Origin of the sequence: Delftia acidovorans SPH-1 (assembly GCF_000018665.1) — a bacterium.
Taxonomy (GTDB): Bacteria; Pseudomonadota; Gammaproteobacteria; order Burkholderiales; family Burkholderiaceae_C; genus Comamonas; species Comamonas acidovorans.
The window spans coordinates 3,236,739-3,257,760 of the sequence record NC_010002.1; the positions used below are offsets into that span (position 1 = coordinate 3,236,739).

Sequence of the window (21,022 nt, forward strand, 5' to 3'; positions counted from 1 at the left end):
AGTGCTTGGACTGCTTGCTGCGCGCCACCGCCCAGGCCAGCACCACCAGCAGCAGCACCACAAACAGCGCGATGGCGATGCCCGGCACGCTCCAGGACAGGAAGTTGCGCCATTCGTGGAAGGCGCTTTCGCGCGGACCCTACGGAATGCCTGTTTCGGGATTGCTGCTGTCCACCCAGGCCAGCGGGCCGTTGCCACCGATCACGGCGATGTTGCCGCGATTGAGCAGGAAGGGCTCGCCCAGGCCGCCCGTCCACTCGCCGATGGCATGCCACAGCACGCCCTGCTGGCCGCCTGCAGTGACCACTTCGGCCGAGGACAGTTGCTTGAGTCCCTTGATGTCCAGCCAGTCCGCCGACTTGCCGCGGATGCGCAGCTGCTGCCGGTCCGTCACCGTCACCAGGGGCTTGGCGCCGTCCACCGGCACCTCCATGGCGACAAAGGGCATGGAGGGCTTGGCCGTTGCATCGGCCTGGGCCACGACCAGCTCGGCCTGCGAAGCCGACAGGCCGCTGGCGGCCGCCAGGTTGGCCATGCGCTCCAGCGCGGCCGGCGCCGCCGACAGATAGCTGGCGGGCACCAGGAACTGCGACTTGGCGCCCAGCAGCGGCAGCAGGCCGATGAAGCTGCCGTTGGCCTCGGCCTTGCCGGGCGTCACGTAGCTGATGGCCGGCAGCACGCTGGCGGGGTAGGGCTGGGGAATCTCGTTGCAGTCGGCCGAGTAGGGCTGGCGCTGCACGGACACCCGCAAGGTGTTGTTGATGCCCAGCGCATAGCCGGGCACACGGGCGCGCAGGCGTTCGGGCTGGCCGTTGGCCTCCAGCTGGCGGGCCGACAGCAGCATGCCGTTCCAGAACAGCGTGGCCACGGGGCGCGTGGCCGAGGCGCCGGGGGCGGCGGCCACGTACAGCGTGATCTCGCCCGGCATCTGGCCCTGCGAGGCCACGGCGCTCAGCGGGAAGTTCATCGTCCAGTCGCCGCGCGACAGCACGTCGAAGCTGTCGGGACTGCCGCCCAGGCTGGACAGGCGTATGCCCTTGGCCTCGTCCCACTGCGGGGGCTGGGCCGCGGCCACGGTCACGTTGTCGCTGACCAGCAGGCGCTGCAGCGCGGCCTCCTGCAGGCCGGCCACGCGCGCACCCGCGTCGGCGGCCACGGCCAGCACCATCTGGCGGCCCATGGGCAGGGCGCGCAACTGCTGCGAGGCCAGCGCCTCGTTGGCCAGCGGCGCGCGCCGGGCGCGCCATTGCTGCAGGGCCTGGCCCGCATCGGGGTCGGCCGCCAGCTGGGCCTGCAGGGCCGCGAAGGCGGCGGTCAGGCGCTGCTGCAGTGCCTTGTCGGCCACCACGATGTCTCCGCTGACCTGGGCGGCCCCCAGCATGAGCAGCGCGCCCAGTTCGGCGTCACTGGCGAGCTTGTGCTGGGGCTCGGCGCCGCGCAGTGCGGCAAAGGCGGGCACGCCTGCCAGGGCGGCGGGAACCTCCAGGCCGCGCAGGTCCAGCGTCTCCCCCACGGCGGGCAATGCGTTCACCGTCATGCGCCTGTTGTTGCGCTGCAGGCTGGCGCCAATGCGCCAGGCACTGTCGAACGAGGCCTGCTCCAGCTGCCGGCCCGCCACCAGCACGGTGGTGCGCACGGGCAGGGTGTTCCAGACATCTTCGATGCTGCGCACATCGCGCGGGTCCACGCGGTAGCTCAGCCGTGTCTGCGGCGAGATGGTCAGGGAGTTGGCCAGGGAGTGGTTGTCATCGCATCGCACCTGGCCGTTGCGGCTGCGCCAGTTCACGCCCAGCCGCACGAAATCGCTGGCGCGGGCCTGCTGGCCGACGGGCAGCGTGCGCTGCAGCATGCCGTCACCATCGGGCACGGTCTGCGACACGGCGGGCGTGCCGTTGAGCGAGATCACCACGGTCGAGACGCCGGGCTCGCCCTTGAGGTAGCGGCTGTCGAAGGCAATGCTGGCATCGCCCAGCGGCAGGCCGCGCGGCACGGGCAGGTAGAAGTCCTGGGTGGCCGTGCCGGCCAGCACCACGGGATCGACGATGCCCAATTCCTTGAGCGTGACGCTGCGCTGCAGCCCGTCGCTGGCGCCCAGCTGGCGTATGGCGTCGCCCAGCGCCGAGGCCGATGCCGTCTGCGCGAACAGGGCGCCCAGGCCCAGCAGCGAACCCAGCGCCCAGCGGGCCCCGGTGCGGGAAAGCGATTGGCGGATGGTCGGTTGCATGGAGGCCTCTTTTCTCACTTCGGTGCTCGATTCGTAATGCGCTTCGTGGACGTGATGCGGGGGTGGTGCGTGCGTGGTTCAGGCCGGCGCCATGCCCTTGGTCACGGCGGCCGTGATGCCCGGGACGGCCGCGGCGCCCGTGTGTCCGGCGGCAAACTCGTCGAAGGGCTGTCCCAGCAGGGCGCGCACGATGCGCTGCGAGGCCTGGCCATCGCCATAGGGATTGATGCGGCGCGCAAACGAGGCGTGGTGCCCCTCATCGGCCAGCAGCCGGTCGACCTCGGCCACGATGCGCGCGCGCTGCGTGCCCACCAGCAGCACGGTGCCGGCCGATACGGCCTCGGGCCGCTCGGTCACGTCGCGCATCACGAGCACGGGCTTGCCCAGGTAGGGCGCCTCTTCCTGCACGCCGCCGGAGTCGGTCAGGATGATGTGGGCGCGCTGCATGAACCAGACGAAGTCCACATAGTCCAGCGGATCGATGAGGCGGATGTTGTCCATGCCGCCCAGCGTGCGCATGACCACTTCGCGCACGGCGGGGTTGAAGTGCACGGGGTAGACGATGAGCAGGTCCGGATGGCGCTGCGCCAGCTCGGCCAGCGCAGCGCAGATGTTCTGGAAGCCTTCGCCGAAATTCTCGCGCCGGTGTCCCGTGACCAGCAGCAGCGGGCGCTGCGCATCCACCCAGGGATGGCGCTGGGCAATGGCACGGGCCAGCTCGGGCTGGGCATCGAGCCGGTCGCACAGCGTGGCCAGCGCATCGATGACGGTGTTGCCCGTCACGGCGATGCGGCCCTGCAGGTTCTCGCCCAGCAGGTTGGCGCGCGACGTGGGCGTGGGCGCAAACATCCACTGGCTGACCACATCGACCACGCGGCGGTTCATCTCTTCGGGAAAGGGCTGAGCCAGGTCGCCGGTGCGCAGGCCGGCTTCCACGTGGCCCACCGGAATGCGGCGGTGAAACGCCGCCAGCGCGCAGGCCGTGGCCGTGCTGGTGTCGCCGTGCACCAGCACGTAGTCGGGCTTTTCCTGCTCCAGCACGCCGTCGGCGCCCGCCACCACGCGGGAGAACAGGCCGTTGAGCGTCTGGTTGGGTTGCATGACGGCAAGATCGTGCTGCGCCTGCAGGCCGAACAGATCCATCACCTGGTCCAGCATCTGCCGGTGCTGGCCGGTGACGCACACCACGCTCTCGATGCCCCGCGTCTGCGACAGGGCCGTGACCAGTGGCGCCATCTTGATGGCCTCGGGACGGGTCCCGAAAAACGAAAGAATCTTCATGCCAACCCCTTTTGCGTTTTCCTGTGCTCTTCGCTTGTGCGTTCTTGTGCTGCGCTGTACCCGGCAGGGGGCAGGGCCCGTCTCAGCCCGAAGACGGGCCGGGCAGGCCGCAAAGCGGTGTGGAATATACGGCGGGTTTTTGGAATTTTCGATCGATTGCTGTCATTCGATTGAAAACTATCGTCAATTGAGAGAAATTGACGGAAGTTAAGAGGACTTGAGGGAGCTTGATGACCTTGCCTTCCATTGGGGAACCTCCGTCGAATCTCAAGCGCCGCAAGCCATGCGCGCCATGGGGCTGGATGCACGTTTGCGCCAGGGTGCTGTTGCACAAAGCTGCGCGCCTGTGGGCTTTGTTGCAGCTAGTACATCACCGAAACAAGGATGTGCTTGTCAGACGCTTGCCTATTGCTGCCAGCTGCTGCCTATTGCAAGCTCTGGGGCGCGTCTGCGCAAGGCTTGGAGGGGGTGTCCGTGCTGTCGCTTTCCCTGATGCGCGGCCGGTGCGCGGGGCCGAGGCAGGGGCGGGCGCGGCGGGCGCAAAACTGGGCATGAACCTTGCCACAAGCCGGCCCGGAAACGAAAACGGGCCCCGTGTAGGGGCCCGTTTTGCTGGGTGTATGGCGGAGAGGGCGGGATTCGAACCCGCGGTGGGGATTAGCCCACACACGCTTTCCAGGCGTGCGACTTAAACCGCTCATCCACCTCTCCGAAGCCAGCGATTGTAGCAGTGATTTCGGGTGGTCACGGTAAGAAGCTGGAACCGGCAGCGATGCAGGTGCGCCCCGGTGCACCTTGCAGGTACAACCGGAAAGGCCGCCCCGGTCGTTCAGCCGCAAGCCATTTGGGACGGTGAATGGTTGCAGTATCGTGAAATCCGGCGAGCTTGTGATGCGGGTCCATCCAGGGAATCCTCGGTGCGCACTATTTGCAGTTGGCAACCCATGGCGTATCCGCATTGATTCAGGTTTTCCTCAGCCCGTGCATTCGATGGAGGCAGATGTCGGGAGCTGTCATGTATACAAGAAGGTATTTTCCTTGCTTTGTGAAATTGGAGTGAATTTCATGTAAGTCATTGATATTATTGATTTTTGTTCAAATGAAATTTATCTGGCTTGAACGGTTCCAGAATGCATCCTGGATGAATTGCAAATGTTGAATGCAATTCCCCAGCGACGGATGCATTTTGCAACAGACGCCGCATGCCAGCTTGTAGACAATGCCTGCGGCGCCGGGCCTTGAAATGCCTGTTTCAAGCCCATTGCGGCAGATTCCTTCTGTATTTCGGTGTATCGACAGCCCAGGCCAATCATAGAAACCCGCTATCACCATGGCTCACCATTCAATGCGCTCCGATTTTTACTGTGGCGGGGCGCTGCCATGGCGGGCACTGGCCTTGAGCCTTGCGGCGGTGCTGGGTGCCGGGGCGGCGTTCGCTGCCGGGCCGCAGCGGCAGGTGCTGGAAAGCCTGCCGTCCGGCACGGCCAAGGGGGCGCCTGCCTATGAGTTGTCGCTGCCTGCCTGCACGGCGGCGCCTTGTCCCTTTGAGCTGCGGCTGGTGCGTGCCGGCGTGCAGCAGGGCCAGCCAGTGGCGCTGTCCTGGCCGGCGTCCAGGGGGCCGGCGCAATTGGCGCAGCCCGATCCGCTGTACGGCGTGGGCGATCCGCTGTCTGCGGCAGCAGGGCTCCAGCACCTCGAGCGCGTGTGGACGACTGGAGAGGAAGAAGACACCGTCACCGCTGCCGTGCGCAGCTTGCGCCTGCCCGGCGTGCAGGGCGGCTCGCGTGCGCTGCTGGTCACGCAGATGGGGGGCTTTGAGCATCCCAAGCGCCGCCATGCGCTGTATGTCGCTACCGCCCAGGGTCCGCACCTGGCCTGGCAGTACGACGAGCCCCAGGGCAACTACCAAAGCTGGGTGCTGGCGCCCACGGGCCGGATTCCGGTGCTGCTGGTGCGCTATGCATCACCGCAGGACGATGCGCCCGACCAGATCGAGACCCGCAGCCTGCGCTGGAACAAGGGCCGGCAGGCGTTTGCCGAGCAGGCCTCGGCACCACCGGCCGCCGTACAGGCCGTGGTGGCGGCGCGCTATGCCAGCGTGGCGGCCGCACGTGCCGCGCGCGCGCAGCAGGCCGAATGCCTGGGCGCCTATTCCGTCGTGCGCACACGCCCCGCAGGCGCCGCGCCCCATCACGCCCTGGTGCAGGTGGCGGCGGACATGGCGCAGGCACATGCCGAATCGCTGCGGCTGCGTGCCTGCTCGGCCAGCCTGCAGCCGCGCACCGTGCCATTGGTGCACCTGCTGCCGGATGCCGGCCTGAAGCCCGGCAAAAAAACCGGCAACAAACCCGGCAACAAACCCGACCGCAAACCCGAGCCCGCCCGCTGAGCCGGTGCTGCGGGCCATATCGACAACCACAAAGAGGGGAAAAACATGCCTGACATCAAGGACAGCGTAGGCGAGGGCGGCAGCAACCAGGTGCATGACGTGGCCCTGCTGCAGGCCATGCTGCGCGTGGTCAAGGACGCCAAGAACGCGCCGTATCTGGGCGTGGACTACGACGGCAGCTACGGCGCGCAGACGCGCGCCGCGCTGGAGCGTTTCCAGAACGACCACAAGCTGGCCGCCGCCAAGGCCGCGCCGGGCCAGCCGCAGGCCGGGGGTGCCAAGGAGGCGCTGGGTCTGGCGGCAGCCGGAGGGGCCACGGTGGCCAAGCTCAGCGGCATGCTGCCGGCCTCGCACCAGGGCATGCGCGCCGCGCAAAACTCCAAGACGGTGTACCTGGAGGCCAAGGCCCAGGACGTGGCCACCAGCAAGGCCGCCATTGCCAACGATGCGGAGTACGAGCCCACCTTCCGCGCCAAGCTGGCCAGCCTGGTGCAACAGATGTATGACACGCACAAGATCGCGCTGTGGATCACGCCCACGGGGCGCCGGCGCACCTTTGCCCAGCAGGCCGCCGAGACCCAGACCAAGGCCGGCCCGGGCGAGAGCAACCACAACTTCGGCCGCGCGGCCGACATCGGCTTCAAGCGCTTCCAGTGGGTCAAGGGCGACGGCAGCATCGTCACCGATGCCGACTGGCTCAACCAGCTGGAGGCCGTCAAGTCCGCCGATGCATCGCGCTGGTGGGACGAGCGCGACAGCCTGGCGGCCAAGCAGGGCCTGCTGCCGCTGAAGTTCGAGCGCGTTCACCTGCAGGCTTTCGCCCAGCAGGGGGTGAGCAACCAGCGCTCGCTGGCCAAGCTGCTCAACGCCGTGTCGCAGAACAACATGGGCTGGAAATCCGCCTACCAGGCAGACCTGCAGTCCCAGGGCAAGCATTGGGTGAATGTGGGGTCCGCCAAGTCCATCTGGGCTGGAGCAGCCTCCGTGACCAAGGCCGATCTTGCCAAGGCCCGTACGGCGGCCACCGGCAAGCAGGTCAAGGAAGCGCAGATCACCCAGGACGAGGTGGACGCCATGCGCCGCATGCTCAAGGCCGATTTCGAGCAGGCCGACCTGAACTGGTCCAAGTGGGCGCCCGTGCCCTGAGCCTGGCCGGACGCCTGCCGTGCAGGCAGGCGTCACTCCCATCGCATCTTCCGGAGAGAGCATCTTGAGAATCGACCCTTCGACGGGCGAGGCCGCCCTGCGCGCGCCACTGTCCCTTTCGCTGCCCCTGCCTGTGTCCCTGTCCGCGTCCCTTCCGGCGTCCCTTTCCGCCATGGACGCTGACGCAGCGCCGGGCGGGCCGCCTGCCATCCGCGCCCCGCAGGACGTTCTTTCGGGCGTGCGCGTTGCCTCGCAGCTGCTGCAGGACTTTCGCCCCATCACCGAAAGCATCGAGTGGGAGCTGGGCCACCTGCATTGGGCGCAGGCCGGCCTGCTGACCTTTGCCGAGAACGAAGTGCCCTATGTGGTCAACAACAGCGGCCGCCTCTCGGAAGATGCGGCGGCCCTGCTGTTCCACCACTGCGCGGACACCGCGCCGCAAGGCGCCATTGCCGTGCTGGAATTGGGCGCCGGCTGCGGCCTGTTTGCGCGCATGTTCCTGCAGGCCTTCCGGCACCTGTGCCAGCAGGAAGGGCGTGATTTCGACCAGCGGCTGGTCTACTACGTCACCGACGGCTCTCCCCGCACGGTCGCGCAATGGCAGGAGCGCGCCCTGTTTGCCGAGTTCGGCGGCCAGGTCGTGGCCGGCTGCTGCGACGCCATGCGGCCCGAGGCCGTGCAGCTGCCGGACGGCAGCACGGTGCCCCTGCCGCCGCTGCACGCCGTGTTCTGCAACTACGTGCTGGACGTGCTGCCTGCCACCGTCGTGCGGCGGCAGGGCGACGGGCCGGTGCAGGAGTTGCGCATACGCACCCGCCTCACCGATGACGCCCAGCTCGTGCGCCAGTACACCGCGCTGTCGCCGGGCGAGATCCGCGCTCTGGTGGACCATGCGGATGCGGCCCAGCGTGCGCGCCTGCTGCCCCTGGTGGGCCTGTTCGAGCAGGAGGTAGGCTTCTTCGACTGCGACCAGGCAGCGCTGTCGCCCTGGGTGGATGCCGCCTTGTCCGTCAGCGAGGCGGCGCCGCGCCTGCTGGTCAACCACGGCGCCTTTGGCGCGCTGCAGACGCTGCAGCAGCGGCTGGCGCCCAAGGGGCTGGTGCTCATCAACGACTACGGCGCCTGCACGCCCGAGGCGGCGGCCCAAGCGGGCGCCTCCCAGCGCTTTGGCCGCACCAGCGCCATCGGCCTGAACTTTCCGCTGCTGGCGCAATTGTTCGGGCGCGAGGGCTGGCAGGTGCTGGCGCCTTCGGGCGATGCGCAAAGGGCCATCCATGCGCGGCTGCTGATCGGCGAGGGATGCGAGCGCACGGCGGCAGCCTTTCTCAACCGCTTCAGCGCCGACGCGCAGCAGTTCTTCGAGGCCCCGGCCCATGAGGCCCGCATGCACCTGGAGTCGGGCCGCCAGGACGCCGCCCTGGAAAGCTACCGCCAGGCCATCACCCGCAGCCCGCGCGACTGGCGGCTGCTGGGCGAGGTGGCCGAATTCGTGGGCCTGCAGCTGCGGGACTTTGCCGCCGGCATCGAGCTGGCGCGCAGCGCGCTGGACCTCAATCCCTGGCTCAGTACCTGGCTGTGGAATGTGCTGGGCGACTGCCTGTTCTGCCAGGAGCAGTTCGCGGCCGCGCATGACGCCTACCTGCAGGCCGAAGGCATAGACCCGCGCGATGCGCGCACCCAGCTCAACCTGGCCTACACCTGGCAACAGCGTGGCGACCCGGCGCGCGCGCTGGCCTGCATCGCCCAGGGCCTGGCGGGGGATGCGCATGGCGTGCACACGCAGCGCCTGATGGAAAAGCAGCAGCAGATCCTGGCGCAGATCGCTGCCCTGCGCGCCTCGGAGCAGCAGCGGCTGGCCCAGCGCGCGGCACGGCTGCAGGGCGGGGCATAGGCCTGCCGGCAGCCTGCAGAAGTTCAGCGGTTGCGGCCCGCCAGCCGCACGGCCAATGCCGCCGCCGATGCCGCGCAGGCCAGGGCCACCACGCCGCTCCAGCCCCACTGCGCCAGGGCCAGGGCGCCCAGCGCCGAGCCCGAGGCCATGCCGATGAACACGCCCGTGAACAGCAGCGCATTGAGCCGGCTGCGTGCAGCGGGGTCCAGGCCATACACCAGGGTCTGGTGCGCCACCAGCGTGGCCTGGATGCCGAAGTCGAAACCGATGGCGCTGGCCACCAGCAGCGGCAGCTGTGCGCCGGCCGGCAGCCAGGGCGACAGTGCCAGCACGGCAAACGACGCCAGGGCCAGGCCCGCACCCAGGCAGGTCACGCGCTGCGGGCCGCTGCGGTCGGCCAGCCGGCCCGCCAGCGGCGCGGCCAGCGCACCGGCGGCGCCCGCCACGCCCAGGGCGCCGGCTGCGGCGCTGCCCATGTGGAACTGCTGGTGCAGCATCACGGCCAGCGTGGACCAGAAGGCACTGAAGGCCACCGACAGCAGGCCCTGGGCCAGGGCCGCACGGCGCAGCGCGGGCTGGCCGCGCCACAGCTGCACCATGGAGCCCAGCAGCGCGCCATAGCCCAGTTGCGTGGTCGGCCTGAAACTGGGCAGCCCGCGCCACAGGGCCACCCCCAGCAGTGCCATGGCAGCGGCGGCCAGCAGGTAGACGCTGCGCCAGCCGCCATGCTCGGCCAGCAGCCCGCTGACCACGCGCGACAGCAAAATGCCCAGCAGCAGCCCCGTCATCACCGTGCCCACCACCTTGCCGCGCTGGTGCTCGGGCGCCAGCGTGGCGGCGGCCGGCACCACATCCTGCGCCAGGGTGGCGGCCAGGCCCACGGCCAGGCTGGCGGCCAGCAGCGGCGCCAGGCCCGGGGCCAGCCCGCTGGCCAGCAGGGCCAGCATCAGCGCGGCGGTCTTGGCCAGGATGATGCGCCGGCGGTCCATGCGGTCGCCCAGCGGGGCCAGCAGCAAAATGCCCAGCGCATAGCCCAGCTGGGTCAGCGTGGGCACAAAGCCCACGGCGCGCTCGCCCGCGCCCAGGTCGGGGCCGAGCACGCCCAGCATGGGCTGGCTGTAGTAGAGCGAGGCCACGCCCACGCCCGCCGTGGTCGCCATCAGCAGCACCAGCGACCGGGGCACGCCGGACGCCTTTTCGCTGGTGGCCGCTTGGTTATGCGCAGATTGAATGCAAGACATGTTGATCCGCCGATACGGCGTGTTTGAGAAACGATGGCCGTAGTGTGGTGCGATGCAGCAGCCCACGGTAGTGGCTGCGTCCGCAGAATCGATATACGCTTGGCGTATGACCATCGCCGACCTCTCCCTGCCTTCGGGCGCAGACCGCATCGAACTGCTGCAGACCTTTGTGCGCATCGTCGAAAGCGGCAGCCTCTCGGCCGCCGCGCAGCAGATGTCCACCACCCAGCCCACGGTCAGCCGGCGCCTGCAGACGCTGGAGCGCGCGCTGGGCCTGCGCCTGCTGCGGCGCTCCACCCACGCCATGGCGCTGACCGACGACGGAGAGCGCTGCCTGGCCCATGCGCGCGAACTGCTCGATACATGGCGGGCGCTGGAGTCCGACCTGCGCGGCGCCCAGGACACGCCGCGCGGCCTGCTGCGCGTGGTCGCACCCCACGCCTTCGGCCAGGACCAGCTCATGGCGCCGCTGCTGCAGTTCCTGGGCCGCCATCCGGCCGTCAAGGTCGAGTGGCTGCTGCATGACCGCCAGCCGGACTTCATTGCCGAGGGCATCGACTGCGCCGTGCAGGTGGGTGCCGTGGTCGATCCATCGGTGGTCGCGCTGCGCGTGGCCGAGGTGCCGCGCATTGCCGTGGCCGCGCCTGCCTTGCTGGGGCAGGGCAGCGTGCCCCAGCACCCGCGCGAGCTGCAGGGGCTGCCCTGGATTGCGCTGCGCACCTTCTACCAGCGCGAGCTGGAACTGCACCGCGTGGGCGATGAGCGGGTGTGCAAATCCTGGCGCCTGCAGTTCGAGCCCCGGCTCAGCACCGACAGCCTTTATGCGCTGCGCAACGCCGCCCTGGGTGGGCTGGGCGCGGCCCTGGCCTCGGCCTGGATCGTGCGCGACGATCTGGAGGCAGGCCGCCTGGTGCACCTGGCCCCGGACTGGCAGGCCGCGCCGCTGCCCGTGCACCTGGTGTATCCGCCGGCGCGCCACCAGCCGGCGCGCCTGCGCGCCTTCATCGCGGCCATGCGGGAGGTCATGCCGGGACTCACCGGAATGCGCGCGCCGCTGCCCTGAGCCGTTCGCCCGCCGCTGTTGCGGCGGCGCGTCACCGCCCGGTTTGCCAACGGTAAGCATGGCAACTGCATAGGATAATAAGAATCATTTGCGATCTTCTTCGCGATTGGCTTTTCCTCCATGCCGTCCCCCTCCACGCTACAACCACCCGCCGAGCCCCTGCTGGCCCAGCTGGTGCAGCACTATGACGAACTGGTCGGTTTCCTGCGCCACCGCTTCGGCGATGAATGCCAGCCCCGCGAAATCGTCAACGAGCTGTGCCTGCGGTTGATGGAGCGGCCCGTTCCCCAGGGCATTGCCAACCCGCTGGCCTTTCTGCGGCATCTGGCGAGCGACCTGGCCATAGACCGCCACCGGGCCCAGGCGCGCCGGCCCGAAACGCCCTTCGATGGCGCCGAGCTGGAAGAGCGCCTTGCCCCCGCCGCAGCCATGCCGCTGTCCCCGCCCGAGCTGGCCGTGGCCGCCGCCCAGCGCCAGCGCGCGCTGCTGGTGGCGATAGAGCAGCTGCCCCAGGCCAGCCGCGAGGCCTTCATCCTCACCAAGCTCTATGGCATGCCGCAGGAAGAGGCCGCGCAGCGCATGGGCATCTCGCGCGGCATGGTGGCCCGCCATCTGGCGCGTGCGCTGCGCGATGTGCAGCCCGTGCTCACGGCCGACCATGCCGCCTGAGATCACGCGCAGCACAGGCGGCACGCGCAGCGCGCGCCAGGGTGCTTCTGCGCAGTCTTCGGGGCGCAGCGCCCATCTGCCCGTCGATGACGCCCTGGCCCCCTTTGCCGACATGCTGCGCCGGCACCTGCCCACGCCCGAGGAAATCGAGCAGGCCGCCGCCCAGCGCCAGAAACTGCGCCAGCGCAGGGCGCTGCGCGCAGGCACGGCTGCGGCCCTGGCGGCGCTGGCGCTGCTGCTCTGGGCCGACCCCGCGCTGCAGCGCCAGACCCTGGCGACAGCCGTGGGCCAGCTCCAGAGCTGGCAACTGGCCGATGGCAGCGAGGTGCGGCTGAACACCGGCTCGCGCGTGCAAGTGGCGCAGCACCTGCGCTCGCGCCGCCTGGTGCTGGACCAGGGGGAGGCGTCCTTCGAGGTATCCCATGCCTTCTGGCACGGCTGGGTGCCCTGGCTGCAGCGGCCCTTCACCGTGCAGGCCGGCGGCGTGGTGGTGCAGGACATCGGCACCGTGTTCGGCGTGCACCGCCATGAGGATGGCGCCGACATCACCGTGCTGCAGGGCAGGGTGCGCGTGCATTCCATGGAGGGTGGCGGCGCACCCGTGGAGCTGTCCACCGGCCAGCACCTGCGCACGCGCGCCGGCCGGCCGCTGCCGCAGCTCGTGCCGGCAGAGGCGGGCGACGGCGCCGCTGCCCTGGCCGCCCTGGCCTGGCGGGAGGGCCGCCTGGTGCTGGACGGCACGCCGCTGTCCGATGCCGTGGCGCAGATGCAGCGCTACCGCAGCGCACCCATCGTGCTGGCCGACCGGCATGCGGCGCAGCTGCGCATCTCGGGGCAGTTCGACCTGGACCGCATCGACCAGCTGCTGGACTTGCTGCCCCGCCTTGCGCCCGTGCAGGTGCGGCATGAGGACGATGGCCGCGTGCTGATCTCCACGCGCCACAGGTAGGCGCAGGTAGGCGCAGGTAGGCCGCCCGGCAGTTGTCCCTGCAGCCGCTGGCCTGATCCAGAAATTTTCCGTGGCCATGTGTACAAACCTGCGCGCTGCAGCGGCTTACAGGCAGACCGGCATTGCGCCCGGGCCGATCAGGCCCAGGAGGGGCCTGCCGCCACCGCCGTACCCCGTATTCCGTATCCAACGCCTCAGGAGAGATGTCGCCATGAACCCTTCCCCTACCGTCACCGGCCTGCCGCGCCTTCGCATCGCGGCCGTGGCCGCCGCACTGTGCATTGCCGGCCTGGCCCATGCCCAGCCCCTTGCCGTGGACCTGCCTGCCCAGCCGCTGGCCCAGTCGCTGAACGCGCTGGCGCGCCAAAGCGGCGCCCAGATCATCTTCCTCACCGATGTGGCCCAGGGCCTGCAGGCGCCCGCGCTGCGCGGCACGCTGGAAGTGCGCGAGGCCCTGCAGCGCCTGCTGGCCGGCAGCGGCCTGCAGGTGCGTGCGCAGGATGAGCGCACCTTCACCGTGGAGCGCAGCGGCGGCCCGGCTGCCAGCTCCGGCGCTGGGGGCGCCGTCATGGCAGAAGTGCGCGTGCTGGCCTCGCGCGCGGAGGACACGGCCTACTACGCCCCCTCGGCCGCCAGCGGCACCAAGACCGAGGCGCCGCTGCGCGACGTGCCCCAGACCATCAATGTGATCCCCCAGCAGGTCATGCGCGACCAGGCCGCCACCTCGCTGCAGGACACGCTGCGCAACGTGGCCGGCATCGGCCTTTCGCACGGCGACGGCCAGCGCGACCAGGTCAGCATCCGCGGCTTCACCAGCATCGGCGACCAGTTCGTGGATGGCTTTCGCGACGATGCGCTGTATTTCCGCGACCTCTCCAACATCGAGCGCGTGGAAGTCGTCAAGGGCCCGGCCGCCGTGCTCTATGGCCGGGGTTCCTCGGGCGGCCTGGTCAACCGCGTGACCAAGAAGCCGGGCGTCAATGTCTCCGACGTGGCCGTCAGCGTGGGAAGCTGGGCCGACAAGCGTGCCGAATTCGATGTAGGCCGTGCGCCAGAGGGCAGCGACTGGTCCTGGCGCGTCACCGGCGCCGCCGAAGACGCCAACAGCTACCGCAGCCAGCAGTTCCTCAAGCGCGAGACCATCGCCCCCTCCGTCATGTGGAAGCCGGACGGCAACACCTCGCTGACGCTGCAGGCCGAGCTGCTGCGCGACAAGCGCGTCACCGACTTCGGCATTCCCGCCTATCGCGGCCGCCCCGTGGATGTGGCGCCCGGCACCTACTACGGCTCGGCCAATGCGCGCGATGCGGACACCTCCGAATCCACCGTGGGCTCCTTCACCGCCACCTTCAACCACCGCTTCTCGGACACGCTGCGCGTGCGCAACGCGCTGCGCTACTACCACTACGAGCTGGACCGCCAGAACACCTTGCCGGCCGGCACCACCAACGAGGCGGCCGGCACCGTGGCGCTGACCCGCTCGGGCGTGGACCGCAACGAGCACGGCATCTTCAACCAGACCGAGCTGATCCAGAACTTGCGCACCGGCAGCGTGCAGCATGAAGTGCTCTACGGCGTGGAGCTGGGCCAGCAGAACAAGGATGCGCTGTCCTTCAGCGGCGGCACCCTGGCCAATGTGAACCTCTGGAACCCCGTGCTGCCCGTGGCCCCGCTCAACGGCGGCGGCACCCTGAGCGGCAGCACACTCAACCGCTACCTCACGCGGGCCCTGTACCTGCAGGACCAGGTCACGCTGTCGCCGCAGTGGAAGCTGCTGGTGGGCCTGCGCTATGACCGCTTCGGCCAGGAAACCGACAACCGCCTGGCCGGCCAGAGCGACTTCAGCCGCACGGACTCCACCTGGAGCCCGCGCGCCGGCCTGGTGTGGCAGCCCGATGCCGTGCAGTCCTATTACCTGTCGGTCAGCCGCTCCTACCAGCCTTCGGCCGAGATGTTTGCGCTGTCGGCCACCAATGCCGCCATCAAGCCGGAAAGCACCACCAACTATGAAGTGGGCGGCAAATGGGACCTGATGGACGGCAAGGCCATGGCGACGGCATCGCTGTTCCAGCTGGAACGCACCGACATCAAGACCACCAACCCGGCCCAGCCCACCCAGCTGATTCCCATCGGCACGCAGCGCACGCGCGGCCTGGAGCTGTCGCTGTCCGGCGAACTGCGCCCCGGCACCCAGGCCACCTTCAGCTACGCCTACCTGGATGCCGTGGTCACCGAATCCACCACCGTGGACGCCGGCCAGCCTGTGCAGGGCAAGCGCGCCACCATCACGCCCAGGAACTCCCTGTCTGTCTGGCTCACCCAGCGCCTGGGCGATGCCTGGACCGTGGGCGGCGGCCTCAACTACGTGGGCGACCGCTTTGCCAACCCCGGCAACACCGTCACGCTGCCCGCCTACACGGTGGTGGATGCCATGGCCCAGTACCGCATCGGCCGTGCCACCACGGTGCAGCTGAACCTGCGCAACCTGTTCGACCGCCGCTATATCGTCTCGGCCCACGGCACCAGCCCCAACCTGAACCTGCCGGGTGCGCCGCGCAATGTGATGGTGACGCTGCGGCACAGCTTCTGAGGCTGCGCCGGCAGCGCCGGCAGCGCCGGCCTCTGCAAAAGACAAAGGCCCACGCAAGTGGGCCTTTGTCCATCCGGGCCGTGCCGTTTACTCGGTCGCCTTCTTCAGCGATTCCTTGGCGTTGTCTGCCGACTGCTTGGAGCGCTTCTTGTGGTAGTCCGACTTGACGTTGTTCACGGCCTTGCCGACCGGCCCGCTGTCCTTGGCCTTGGCGTCGGCCTGCTTTTCCTTCACCTTGTGGTCGGCGGCGTCGGCGGCCTCGGAGGCGGCCTTGCCCACCTGGGCGTGGGCGGGCGACAGGCCTGCGACGAAGGCAAGGGAAATGGCGGTGGCAAGCAGCAGTTTTTTCATGGAACAGGTGTCCTGTGATGAGGTGGCTGCATGGTGCGCCAGTGCGCTGGTGCTGCCTTGTAGGAGCAGGGCTGTGCTGTGCGCGGGCACTGCGGCCCAAGCGCAGAAGGGCTTCCGACGGTAGCTTGCTTCGGTGTCCGACATGGGGCTGCCAGCCGAGCTTCTAGCCTTGGACCAACCCCCGCCACACCCAAGAAGGACACACCATGATCACAGCCGAACCCACCATGACCAACCTCTTCGATCAGCTGGGACTGGACTCCAGCCCGGAGGGCATCCGTCAGTTCATTCTTTCGCACCGCCTGGAGAAAAACACGCTGCTGGTGGACGCGCCGTTCTGGACCGACGCGCAACGCGCCCTGTTCTCGCAGCAGTGGCATGCCGATGCGACCTGGGCACTGGTGGTGGACCAGCTCAGCGAGGCCTTGCATTCCGAGCCCGACCTGGACGCCGTGCCTGCCCCGGCGGCTTCCGAGCACGAGCAGGAAGCGCGTCCCTGATCCTGTGATGCAACCGCTTGCGATGAATCCGTGCTGCTTACAATTTTCGCGGCGCATTCAACCCATTTGCCTACGGAGTCGCTCACATGCTGACCTCGAATGGTCTGGCGTCGGCCTCTCCTGGCTCCGACGCTCTCTTGCCCCTTGACCCGGGCCACGCCGTTCTGGATGCGTTTCCCGACGCCGTCTTTGTCGTCGGGCTCGACGGCCGCCTGGCCCACTGCAACCGCCAGGCCCGCAGCCTGCTGGACCACTCCGGAGATGCGCTGGAGGGCAGTGTTTTCGAAGAGCGTTTCGTGGCCCAGGCTGCGCGCTCAGGCTGGGCAAGCCGCCAATGGGAGCCTGCCCAGGCCGCACAGCCCCGGCAGTCCAGTTGCTGGCCGCTGCTGACCTGTTCAGGGCGCGAGCGGCCCGTGGCTTCGAGCACATCGCGCATACGGCTGCCGGACGGCAGCCCGGCGTTGCTGCTGTGCGTGCGCGAGGCCGATGCGCACTCGCCTGCAACGCCGCCGTTCGCGCCGCCTGCCGCGCCCCCGCCCCTGTCCAGCCCGCTTTCCAGCGCAGAGCGCAGCTTTGCCTTGCTGGTGCAAAGCGTGACCGACTATGCGATCTACATGCTCGACCCCGAAGGCCGCATCGTGAGCTGGAACCTGGGCGCCAAGCGCATCAAGGGCTATGAGGAGGAGGAGGTCCTCAACACCCATTTCTCGCGCTTTTACACGCCCGAAGACCAGCAGGCCGGGCTGCCCCAGGCGGGGCTGCGCACGGCGGTCAGCACGGGCCGCATGGAGGCCGAAGGCCTGCGCGTGCGCAAGGATGGCTCGCGCTTTTGGGCCTCGGTGGTCATCGATGCCATCTACGATGAGGGCCGGCTGATCGGCTTTGCCAAGGTCACCCGCGATGTGACCGAGCGCAAGGCCGCCGAATCCCAGCTGCGCCAGGCCTTGAAGATGGAGGCCATCGGCCGCTTCACGGGCGGCGTGGCCCATGACTTCAACAACCTGCTGATGGCCGTGCTCAGCAGCCTGGAGCTGCTGCGCAAGCGCATGCCGCCCGACGAGCGGCTGCGCGCGCTGGTGGAGACCGCCACGCGCGGCGCCCAGCGTGGCGCCTCGCTGACCCAGCGCATGATGGCCTTTGCGCGGCAGCAGGAATTGAAGACGCAGGCGGTGGATGTGGCGGTGCTGCTGTCGGGCCTGCAAGGCCTGCTGCAGCAGGCGGCCGGCCCGCATATCTTTCTCAAGATGGCCCTGGCCGCCAACCTGCCGCGCATCCTCACCGACCCCAGCCAGTTCGAGAGCAGCATGCTCAACCTCGTCGCCAACTCGCGCGACGCCATGCCGGGCGGCGGCGTCATCAAGATCGCGGCGGCCGTGGAAACGACGCTGCCGCGCCAGCTTGCAGGCCTTGCCGCAGGCTCGTATGTCTGCGTGCGCGTGGAGGACACCGGCGAGGGCATGGACGAGCAGACGCTGTCCCGCGTGGTCGAGCCCTTCTTCACCACCAAGGGCGTGGGCAAGGGCACCGGCCTGGGCCTGGCCATGGTGGACGGGCTGGTGGCCCAATCCGGCGGCAAGCTCGTGCTGCACAGCACACCGGGCAACGGCACCACGGTGGAGATGTGGATGCCCATCTCCAAGGACGAGAGCACGGCCTGCCACCTGGGCGCCCGGCGCACGCAGGACGTGGGACCCATGGACGTGCTGCTGGTGGACGACGACCCGCTGGTACTGGCCAACGCCTCGGCCCTGCTGGAGGACCTGGGCCACCGTGTCACGGCCCTCGGCGCCGGGCAGGAGGCCATCGACCTGCTGGCGCGCAAGGCACGCTTTGACGTGGTCATCTCCGACTACGCCATGCCCGGCATGAATGGCGTCGAGCTGGCCGAACACATTGCGCAGCGGTATCCAGGCTTGAATTTCATCCTGGCCAGCGGCTTTGCAGACATCCCGGCGCTGCCGCCTGGAATGACGCGGCTGGCCAAGCCGTATTCGCAGGAGGATCTGAGCCAGTTGCTGCATCAGTTGATGAGGGCGTGAGCACCCATGGAGATGGCCTGCGAAGCGTTTTCGCAAGCCATCACATCAAGATGGCAGGGTGGAGACAATGGCGCGATTGGCCTGCAGGTGGGCTTCAATCGACGCCAATTGCGCGTCGTAATCACTGATGACTTGCTGTGCGGAGGTACTCCGCGGCATCCTTGTTTTTAGAAAAACAAGAACGGGTATGACGATCAAGGAAAGCATCCACGCCAACGTGAGCGCAGTGTTGAGGGCAGTCATCTTGATCTGGTTTTCTGGGGCAATCCAAAGCCAAAGCTGCCCATAGATGCCAAGTCACCCGGCCGTATTCATTGCATGGCCCATGGGCAGCGAGCCGGGCGGTGTAGCGCTGAATGCGGCGGGTTTGGCCAGGCTGCATGCGCAGTCGGACCTGCTCCAGTTGTTTGCAGCCGTGGGGGAGGGCTCAGACACCTGCCTTCTCGAACAGCCGGCGCAATACCTGCATGGGCAGGAACCTGACCTTTCGCCGTTTCAGTTCCCGCCGGAACAGGCGCTCGCGTTCAATGAAGTTGATCTTGGGTTTCATCTTTTTTTGGGGCTGCAATGGACGAAACGCGCCAATCTACTGGTGAACGCCGCAGCTGCTGTAACACCGTGTCAGCGATGCTTCGGGATTGCCGGTTGCCGCTCGGCCCTATGGCCCGCGCCATTGGGCATGCCGCACGCCAAGCTGCAGCTGCTGGATGCGGCGGTGGATGGTGGAGCGGCTGACGCCGAGCTGGCGCGCCGCCTCGGAGACGTTGCCCTGGCATTGGGCCAGCATTTGCTCCAGCGCCTGTGCGGCGGGCTCGCTGGTGTTGCTGGCCAGGGCGGCGGTGCAGGGCGGGGCATTGTGCAGCGCGTCGGGCAGGTGGTCGGGCTCGATGCTGCCGTCGCCATCGTTCCCGCACAGGGCTGCGGCGTAGCGCAGCGCGTTGTGCAGCTCGCGCAGGTTGCCGGGCCATGCGTGCGCGGCCAGCAACGCGCGGGCCGCGTCGCCCAGGTGCAGATGGCTGCCCAGCGTGGCGAGCATCTGGTCGGCAATCGCCTGCAGGTCGCTGCGCTGGCGCAGGGCGGGCAGTTGCAGCTCGGCGGCATTGAGGCGGTAAAGCAGGTCTTCGCGGAAGCTGCCGCGCCGCACCAATTCGGCCAGCGGCCGGTGTGAGGCCGAGATGACGCGAACGGACACCGCCCGTGGCGCGCGGGCGCCCAGCGGGGTGATTTCGGATTCGGACAGGACACGCAGCAGCTTGGCTTGCAGGGCCAGTGGCATATCGCCGATCTCGTCGAGGAACAGCGTGCCTTCGTGCGCCGCGGCGATCAGGCCCTCGCGGCCCTTGCTGGCGCCGCCGGTCCAGGTGCCGGGCAGGTAGCCGAACAGCTCGCTTTCCAGCAGTGCCTCGGGAATGGCCGCGCAGTTGATGGCGACGAAGGCGCCGCTGCGGCCGCTGCTGGCATGCAGCGCGCGGGCCAGGTATTCCTTGCCTGCGCCGGTCTCACCCTGCACCAGGATGGGCAGCGTTTGCGGCGCGAGCCGTGCGGCCTTGCGCAGCAGCGTCTGCAGCTTGGCATCGCCCGTGTCCAGCGCCTGCAGCGCTGCCGGCAGCGGGGGCTGCGCCGGCATGGCCTGCGCGCGCAGGCGGCGTGTCGGGCGCTGCGGCTCCATGGCATGGGCGAAGAGGATGCTGCCGTCGCGGGCGCGGATGATGCGCTCCTGCGCCGGGCGATGGCGGCGCAGCTCGGGCAGGTGGCGCAGGTCCACGTCGAAGAAGCGCTCCAGCGGCTGGCCGATGAGCTTGTGGCGCTGGCGCCAGTCCAGCTGCGCGGCGGCCACCAGCAGGCGGGCGCCCGCGTGGGTCATGGCGCGGATGCGGCCCCGTGCGTCCACGCTGATGGAGGCGTCGGGATCGACGTCGAGGAAATCGGGCGACTGTGCCAGGCGCACCACCCAGTCCTGGCCGGACTGCGCCATCAGGTTGGCCTGCTCCACGCGCCGCGCGGCGGCCACGACGAGGTTCAGCGCCAGGTTCTGGCTGGCCCGCTCGGCGGGCGAGCGCAGCAGCGACAGGTCCAGCACCGCAGCGAGTTCGCCGTGCATGTCGTAGATGGGCGCGGCCGTGCAGGACAAGCCGGTGTGGGTGAAGTCGAAATGGTCGCTCTGGTGCACGGTCAGCGCCTCGCCCGTTTCCAGGCAGGCGCCCACGGCCGAGGTGCCCGAGTGGTCCTCGCGCCACTGCGCGCCCAGGTACAGGCCTGCGCGGCGCAGGTCGCCAGCGTCGGCCTCGTGCCCGAGGAAGTCCACGGCCACGCCGTGCCGGTCCGCCAGTAGCAGCACGTAGTCCAGGCCCTTGAGCTGCTGGTACAGCCGCTCCAGCGCATGGCGGGCGATGTGGATCAGCGGCTCGGACTCCTCGCGGTGCGCGCGCAGCTGGCCGTCGGTCACGATGTGGGCTTCGCTGGTATGCGCCGGGTCAAGCCGGTGGGAGTCGATGCAGCGGCGCCAGCTGCGCAGCACGGCGCGGTCGCGCTCTTGGCCGCGGTTGGAGTAGCCGAGGCCAAAGGCTTCGATTTCCTGGATGTGCGAGGCGTAGGACTGCAGGGGCATGGCGTGGAGTCGATGCGGGCTTTGAACGTGCCGCAGACGATTCTGTGCCCTGCACGGCGCAGCGCCAATCAAGACTTACCC

Annotated in this window: 16 protein-coding genes and 1 tRNA gene; 9 read left to right on the forward strand and 8 right to left on the reverse strand. The window is 68.8% G+C overall.

Features of this window, described 5'->3' with window-relative positions:
• Nucleotides 1-139: 139 nt before the first annotated feature.
• The 3 genes from DACI_RS14775 to DACI_RS14785 all read right to left on the reverse strand — a co-directional run bounded on the left by DACI_RS14775 (nucleotide 140) and on the right by DACI_RS14785 (nucleotide 4,216).
• A complete protein-coding gene (locus DACI_RS14775) occupies nucleotides 140-2,224 on the reverse strand; it encodes a hypothetical protein (protein ID WP_012204792.1) in 2,085 nt (694 codons plus the stop codon).
• A 78-nt stretch (nucleotides 2,225-2,302) separates the two neighbouring features.
• Complete coding sequence (wecB, locus tag DACI_RS14780) at nucleotides 2,303-3,505, reverse strand: non-hydrolyzing UDP-N-acetylglucosamine 2-epimerase (RefSeq protein WP_012204793.1); 1,203 nt, start codon at nucleotides 3,503-3,505, stop codon at nucleotides 2,303-2,305.
• A 621-nt stretch (nucleotides 3,506-4,126) separates the two neighbouring features.
• A tRNA-Ser gene (locus tag DACI_RS14785) sits at nucleotides 4,127-4,216 on the reverse strand.
• Nucleotides 4,217-4,901: 685 nt separating this feature from the next.
• Between DACI_RS14785 and DACI_RS14790 the strand changes: the two genes are divergently transcribed.
• From DACI_RS14790 to DACI_RS14800, 3 genes are all read left to right on the forward strand, one after another.
• Nucleotides 4,902-5,894 carry a hypothetical protein gene (locus tag DACI_RS14790; RefSeq protein ID WP_225971090.1) on the forward strand — a complete coding sequence of 331 codons (993 nt, stop codon included), beginning with the start codon at nucleotides 4,902-4,904 and terminating at the stop codon, nucleotides 5,892-5,894.
• A 45-nt stretch (nucleotides 5,895-5,939) separates the two neighbouring features.
• Nucleotides 5,940-7,040 (forward strand): M15 family metallopeptidase domain-containing protein, encoded by a 1,101-nt coding sequence (locus DACI_RS14795; RefSeq protein ID WP_012204795.1) that lies wholly within the window; start codon nucleotides 5,940-5,942, stop codon nucleotides 7,038-7,040.
• A 64-nt stretch (nucleotides 7,041-7,104) separates the two neighbouring features.
• Nucleotides 7,105-8,931: a tetratricopeptide repeat protein gene (locus DACI_RS14800; RefSeq protein WP_012204796.1), complete on the forward strand. Its 1,827-nt coding sequence runs from the start codon at nucleotides 7,105-7,107 to the stop codon at nucleotides 8,929-8,931.
• A gap of 23 nt (nucleotides 8,932-8,954) precedes the next feature.
• Here DACI_RS14800 and DACI_RS14805 read toward each other — a convergent pair whose 3' ends face one another.
• Nucleotides 8,955-10,172, reverse strand: a complete 1,218-nt coding sequence (locus DACI_RS14805) for an MFS transporter (protein ID WP_012204797.1) — start codon at nucleotides 10,170-10,172, stop codon at nucleotides 8,955-8,957.
• Nucleotides 10,173-10,278: 106 nt separating this feature from the next.
• On the opposite strand from DACI_RS14805, the gene DACI_RS14810 reads away from it, so the two are divergent.
• The 4 genes from DACI_RS14810 (at nucleotide 10,279) to DACI_RS14825 (ending at nucleotide 15,443) form a co-directional block, all read left to right on the forward strand.
• Entirely contained in the window at nucleotides 10,279-11,235 is a 957-nt protein-coding gene (locus DACI_RS14810; protein WP_013803067.1) for a LysR family transcriptional regulator, read from the forward strand.
• A 120-nt stretch (nucleotides 11,236-11,355) separates the two neighbouring features.
• A complete protein-coding gene (locus tag DACI_RS14815) occupies nucleotides 11,356-11,904 on the forward strand; it encodes an RNA polymerase sigma factor (RefSeq protein WP_012204799.1) in 549 nt (182 codons plus the stop codon).
• Nucleotides 11,894-12,853 (forward strand): FecR family protein, encoded by a 960-nt coding sequence (locus DACI_RS14820; RefSeq protein ID WP_012204800.1) that lies wholly within the window; start codon nucleotides 11,894-11,896, stop codon nucleotides 12,851-12,853. Before DACI_RS14815 ends, DACI_RS14820 begins: the two co-directional genes overlap by 11 nt.
• A gap of 211 nt (nucleotides 12,854-13,064) precedes the next feature.
• Nucleotides 13,065-15,443 (forward strand): TonB-dependent siderophore receptor, encoded by a 2,379-nt coding sequence (locus DACI_RS14825; RefSeq protein ID WP_012204801.1) that lies wholly within the window; start codon nucleotides 13,065-13,067, stop codon nucleotides 15,441-15,443.
• Nucleotides 15,444-15,530: 87 nt separating this feature from the next.
• Here DACI_RS14825 and DACI_RS14830 read toward each other — a convergent pair whose 3' ends face one another.
• Nucleotides 15,531-15,794 (reverse strand): hypothetical protein, encoded by a 264-nt coding sequence (locus DACI_RS14830; RefSeq protein WP_012204802.1) that lies wholly within the window; start codon nucleotides 15,792-15,794, stop codon nucleotides 15,531-15,533.
• 206 nt (nucleotides 15,795-16,000) lie between these two features.
• On the opposite strand from DACI_RS14830, the gene DACI_RS14835 reads away from it, so the two are divergent.
• Nucleotides 16,001-16,294: a DUF2789 domain-containing protein gene (locus DACI_RS14835; protein ID WP_012204803.1), complete on the forward strand. Its 294-nt coding sequence runs from the start codon at nucleotides 16,001-16,003 to the stop codon at nucleotides 16,292-16,294.
• An 86-nt stretch (nucleotides 16,295-16,380) separates the two neighbouring features.
• Nucleotides 16,381-18,333: a hybrid sensor histidine kinase/response regulator gene (locus DACI_RS14840; RefSeq protein ID WP_012204804.1), complete on the forward strand. Its 1,953-nt coding sequence runs from the start codon at nucleotides 16,381-16,383 to the stop codon at nucleotides 18,331-18,333.
• 45 nt (nucleotides 18,334-18,378) lie between these two features.
• On the opposite strand, the gene DACI_RS14845 is transcribed toward DACI_RS14840, so the two are convergent.
• The 3 genes from DACI_RS14845 to DACI_RS14850 all read right to left on the reverse strand — a co-directional run bounded on the left by DACI_RS14845 (nucleotide 18,379) and on the right by DACI_RS14850 (nucleotide 20,941).
• Nucleotides 18,379-18,576, reverse strand: a complete 198-nt coding sequence (locus DACI_RS14845; protein WP_043781540.1) for a hypothetical protein — start codon at nucleotides 18,574-18,576, stop codon at nucleotides 18,379-18,381.
• Nucleotides 18,577-18,760: 184 nt separating this feature from the next.
• Nucleotides 18,761-18,883 carry a hypothetical protein gene (locus tag DACI_RS32720; RefSeq protein ID WP_013803059.1) on the reverse strand — a complete coding sequence of 41 codons (123 nt, stop codon included), beginning with the start codon at nucleotides 18,881-18,883 and terminating at the stop codon, nucleotides 18,761-18,763.
• A gap of 108 nt (nucleotides 18,884-18,991) precedes the next feature.
• Nucleotides 18,992-20,941: a sigma-54-dependent Fis family transcriptional regulator gene (locus DACI_RS14850; protein ID WP_043781543.1), complete on the reverse strand. Its 1,950-nt coding sequence runs from the start codon at nucleotides 20,939-20,941 to the stop codon at nucleotides 18,992-18,994.
• Nucleotides 20,942-21,022: the final 81 nt, after the last annotated feature.

Coding starts and splice junctions, on each gene's coding strand:
- DACI_RS14805 (WP_012204797.1), bottom strand. CDS start 10,172: ATGTCTTGCATTCAATCTGCGCATAACCAAGCGGCCACCAGCGAAAAG.
- DACI_RS14775 (WP_012204792.1), bottom strand. CDS start 2,224: ATGCAACCGACCATCCGCCAATCGCTTTCCCGCACCGGGGCCCGCTGG.
- DACI_RS14810 (WP_013803067.1), top strand. CDS start 10,279: ATGACCATCGCCGACCTCTCCCTGCCTTCGGGCGCAGACCGCATCGAA.
- DACI_RS14850 (WP_043781543.1), bottom strand. CDS start 20,941: ATGCCCCTGCAGTCCTACGCCTCGCACATCCAGGAAATCGAAGCCTTT.
- DACI_RS14820 (WP_012204800.1), top strand. CDS start 11,894: ATGCCGCCTGAGATCACGCGCAGCACAGGCGGCACGCGCAGCGCGCGC.
- DACI_RS14795 (WP_012204795.1), top strand. CDS start 5,940: ATGCCTGACATCAAGGACAGCGTAGGCGAGGGCGGCAGCAACCAGGTG.
- wecB (WP_012204793.1), bottom strand. CDS start 3,505: ATGAAGATTCTTTCGTTTTTCGGGACCCGTCCCGAGGCCATCAAGATG.
- DACI_RS14825 (WP_012204801.1), top strand. CDS start 13,065: ATGAACCCTTCCCCTACCGTCACCGGCCTGCCGCGCCTTCGCATCGCG.
- DACI_RS14840 (WP_012204804.1), top strand. CDS start 16,381: ATGCTGACCTCGAATGGTCTGGCGTCGGCCTCTCCTGGCTCCGACGCT.
- DACI_RS14815 (WP_012204799.1), top strand. CDS start 11,356: ATGCCGTCCCCCTCCACGCTACAACCACCCGCCGAGCCCCTGCTGGCC.
- DACI_RS14835 (WP_012204803.1), top strand. CDS start 16,001: ATGATCACAGCCGAACCCACCATGACCAACCTCTTCGATCAGCTGGGA.
- DACI_RS14845 (WP_043781540.1), bottom strand. CDS start 18,576: ATGACTGCCCTCAACACTGCGCTCACGTTGGCGTGGATGCTTTCCTTG.
- DACI_RS32720 (WP_013803059.1), bottom strand. CDS start 18,883: ATGAAACCCAAGATCAACTTCATTGAACGCGAGCGCCTGTTCCGGCGG.
- DACI_RS14830 (WP_012204802.1), bottom strand. CDS start 15,794: ATGAAAAAACTGCTGCTTGCCACCGCCATTTCCCTTGCCTTCGTCGCA.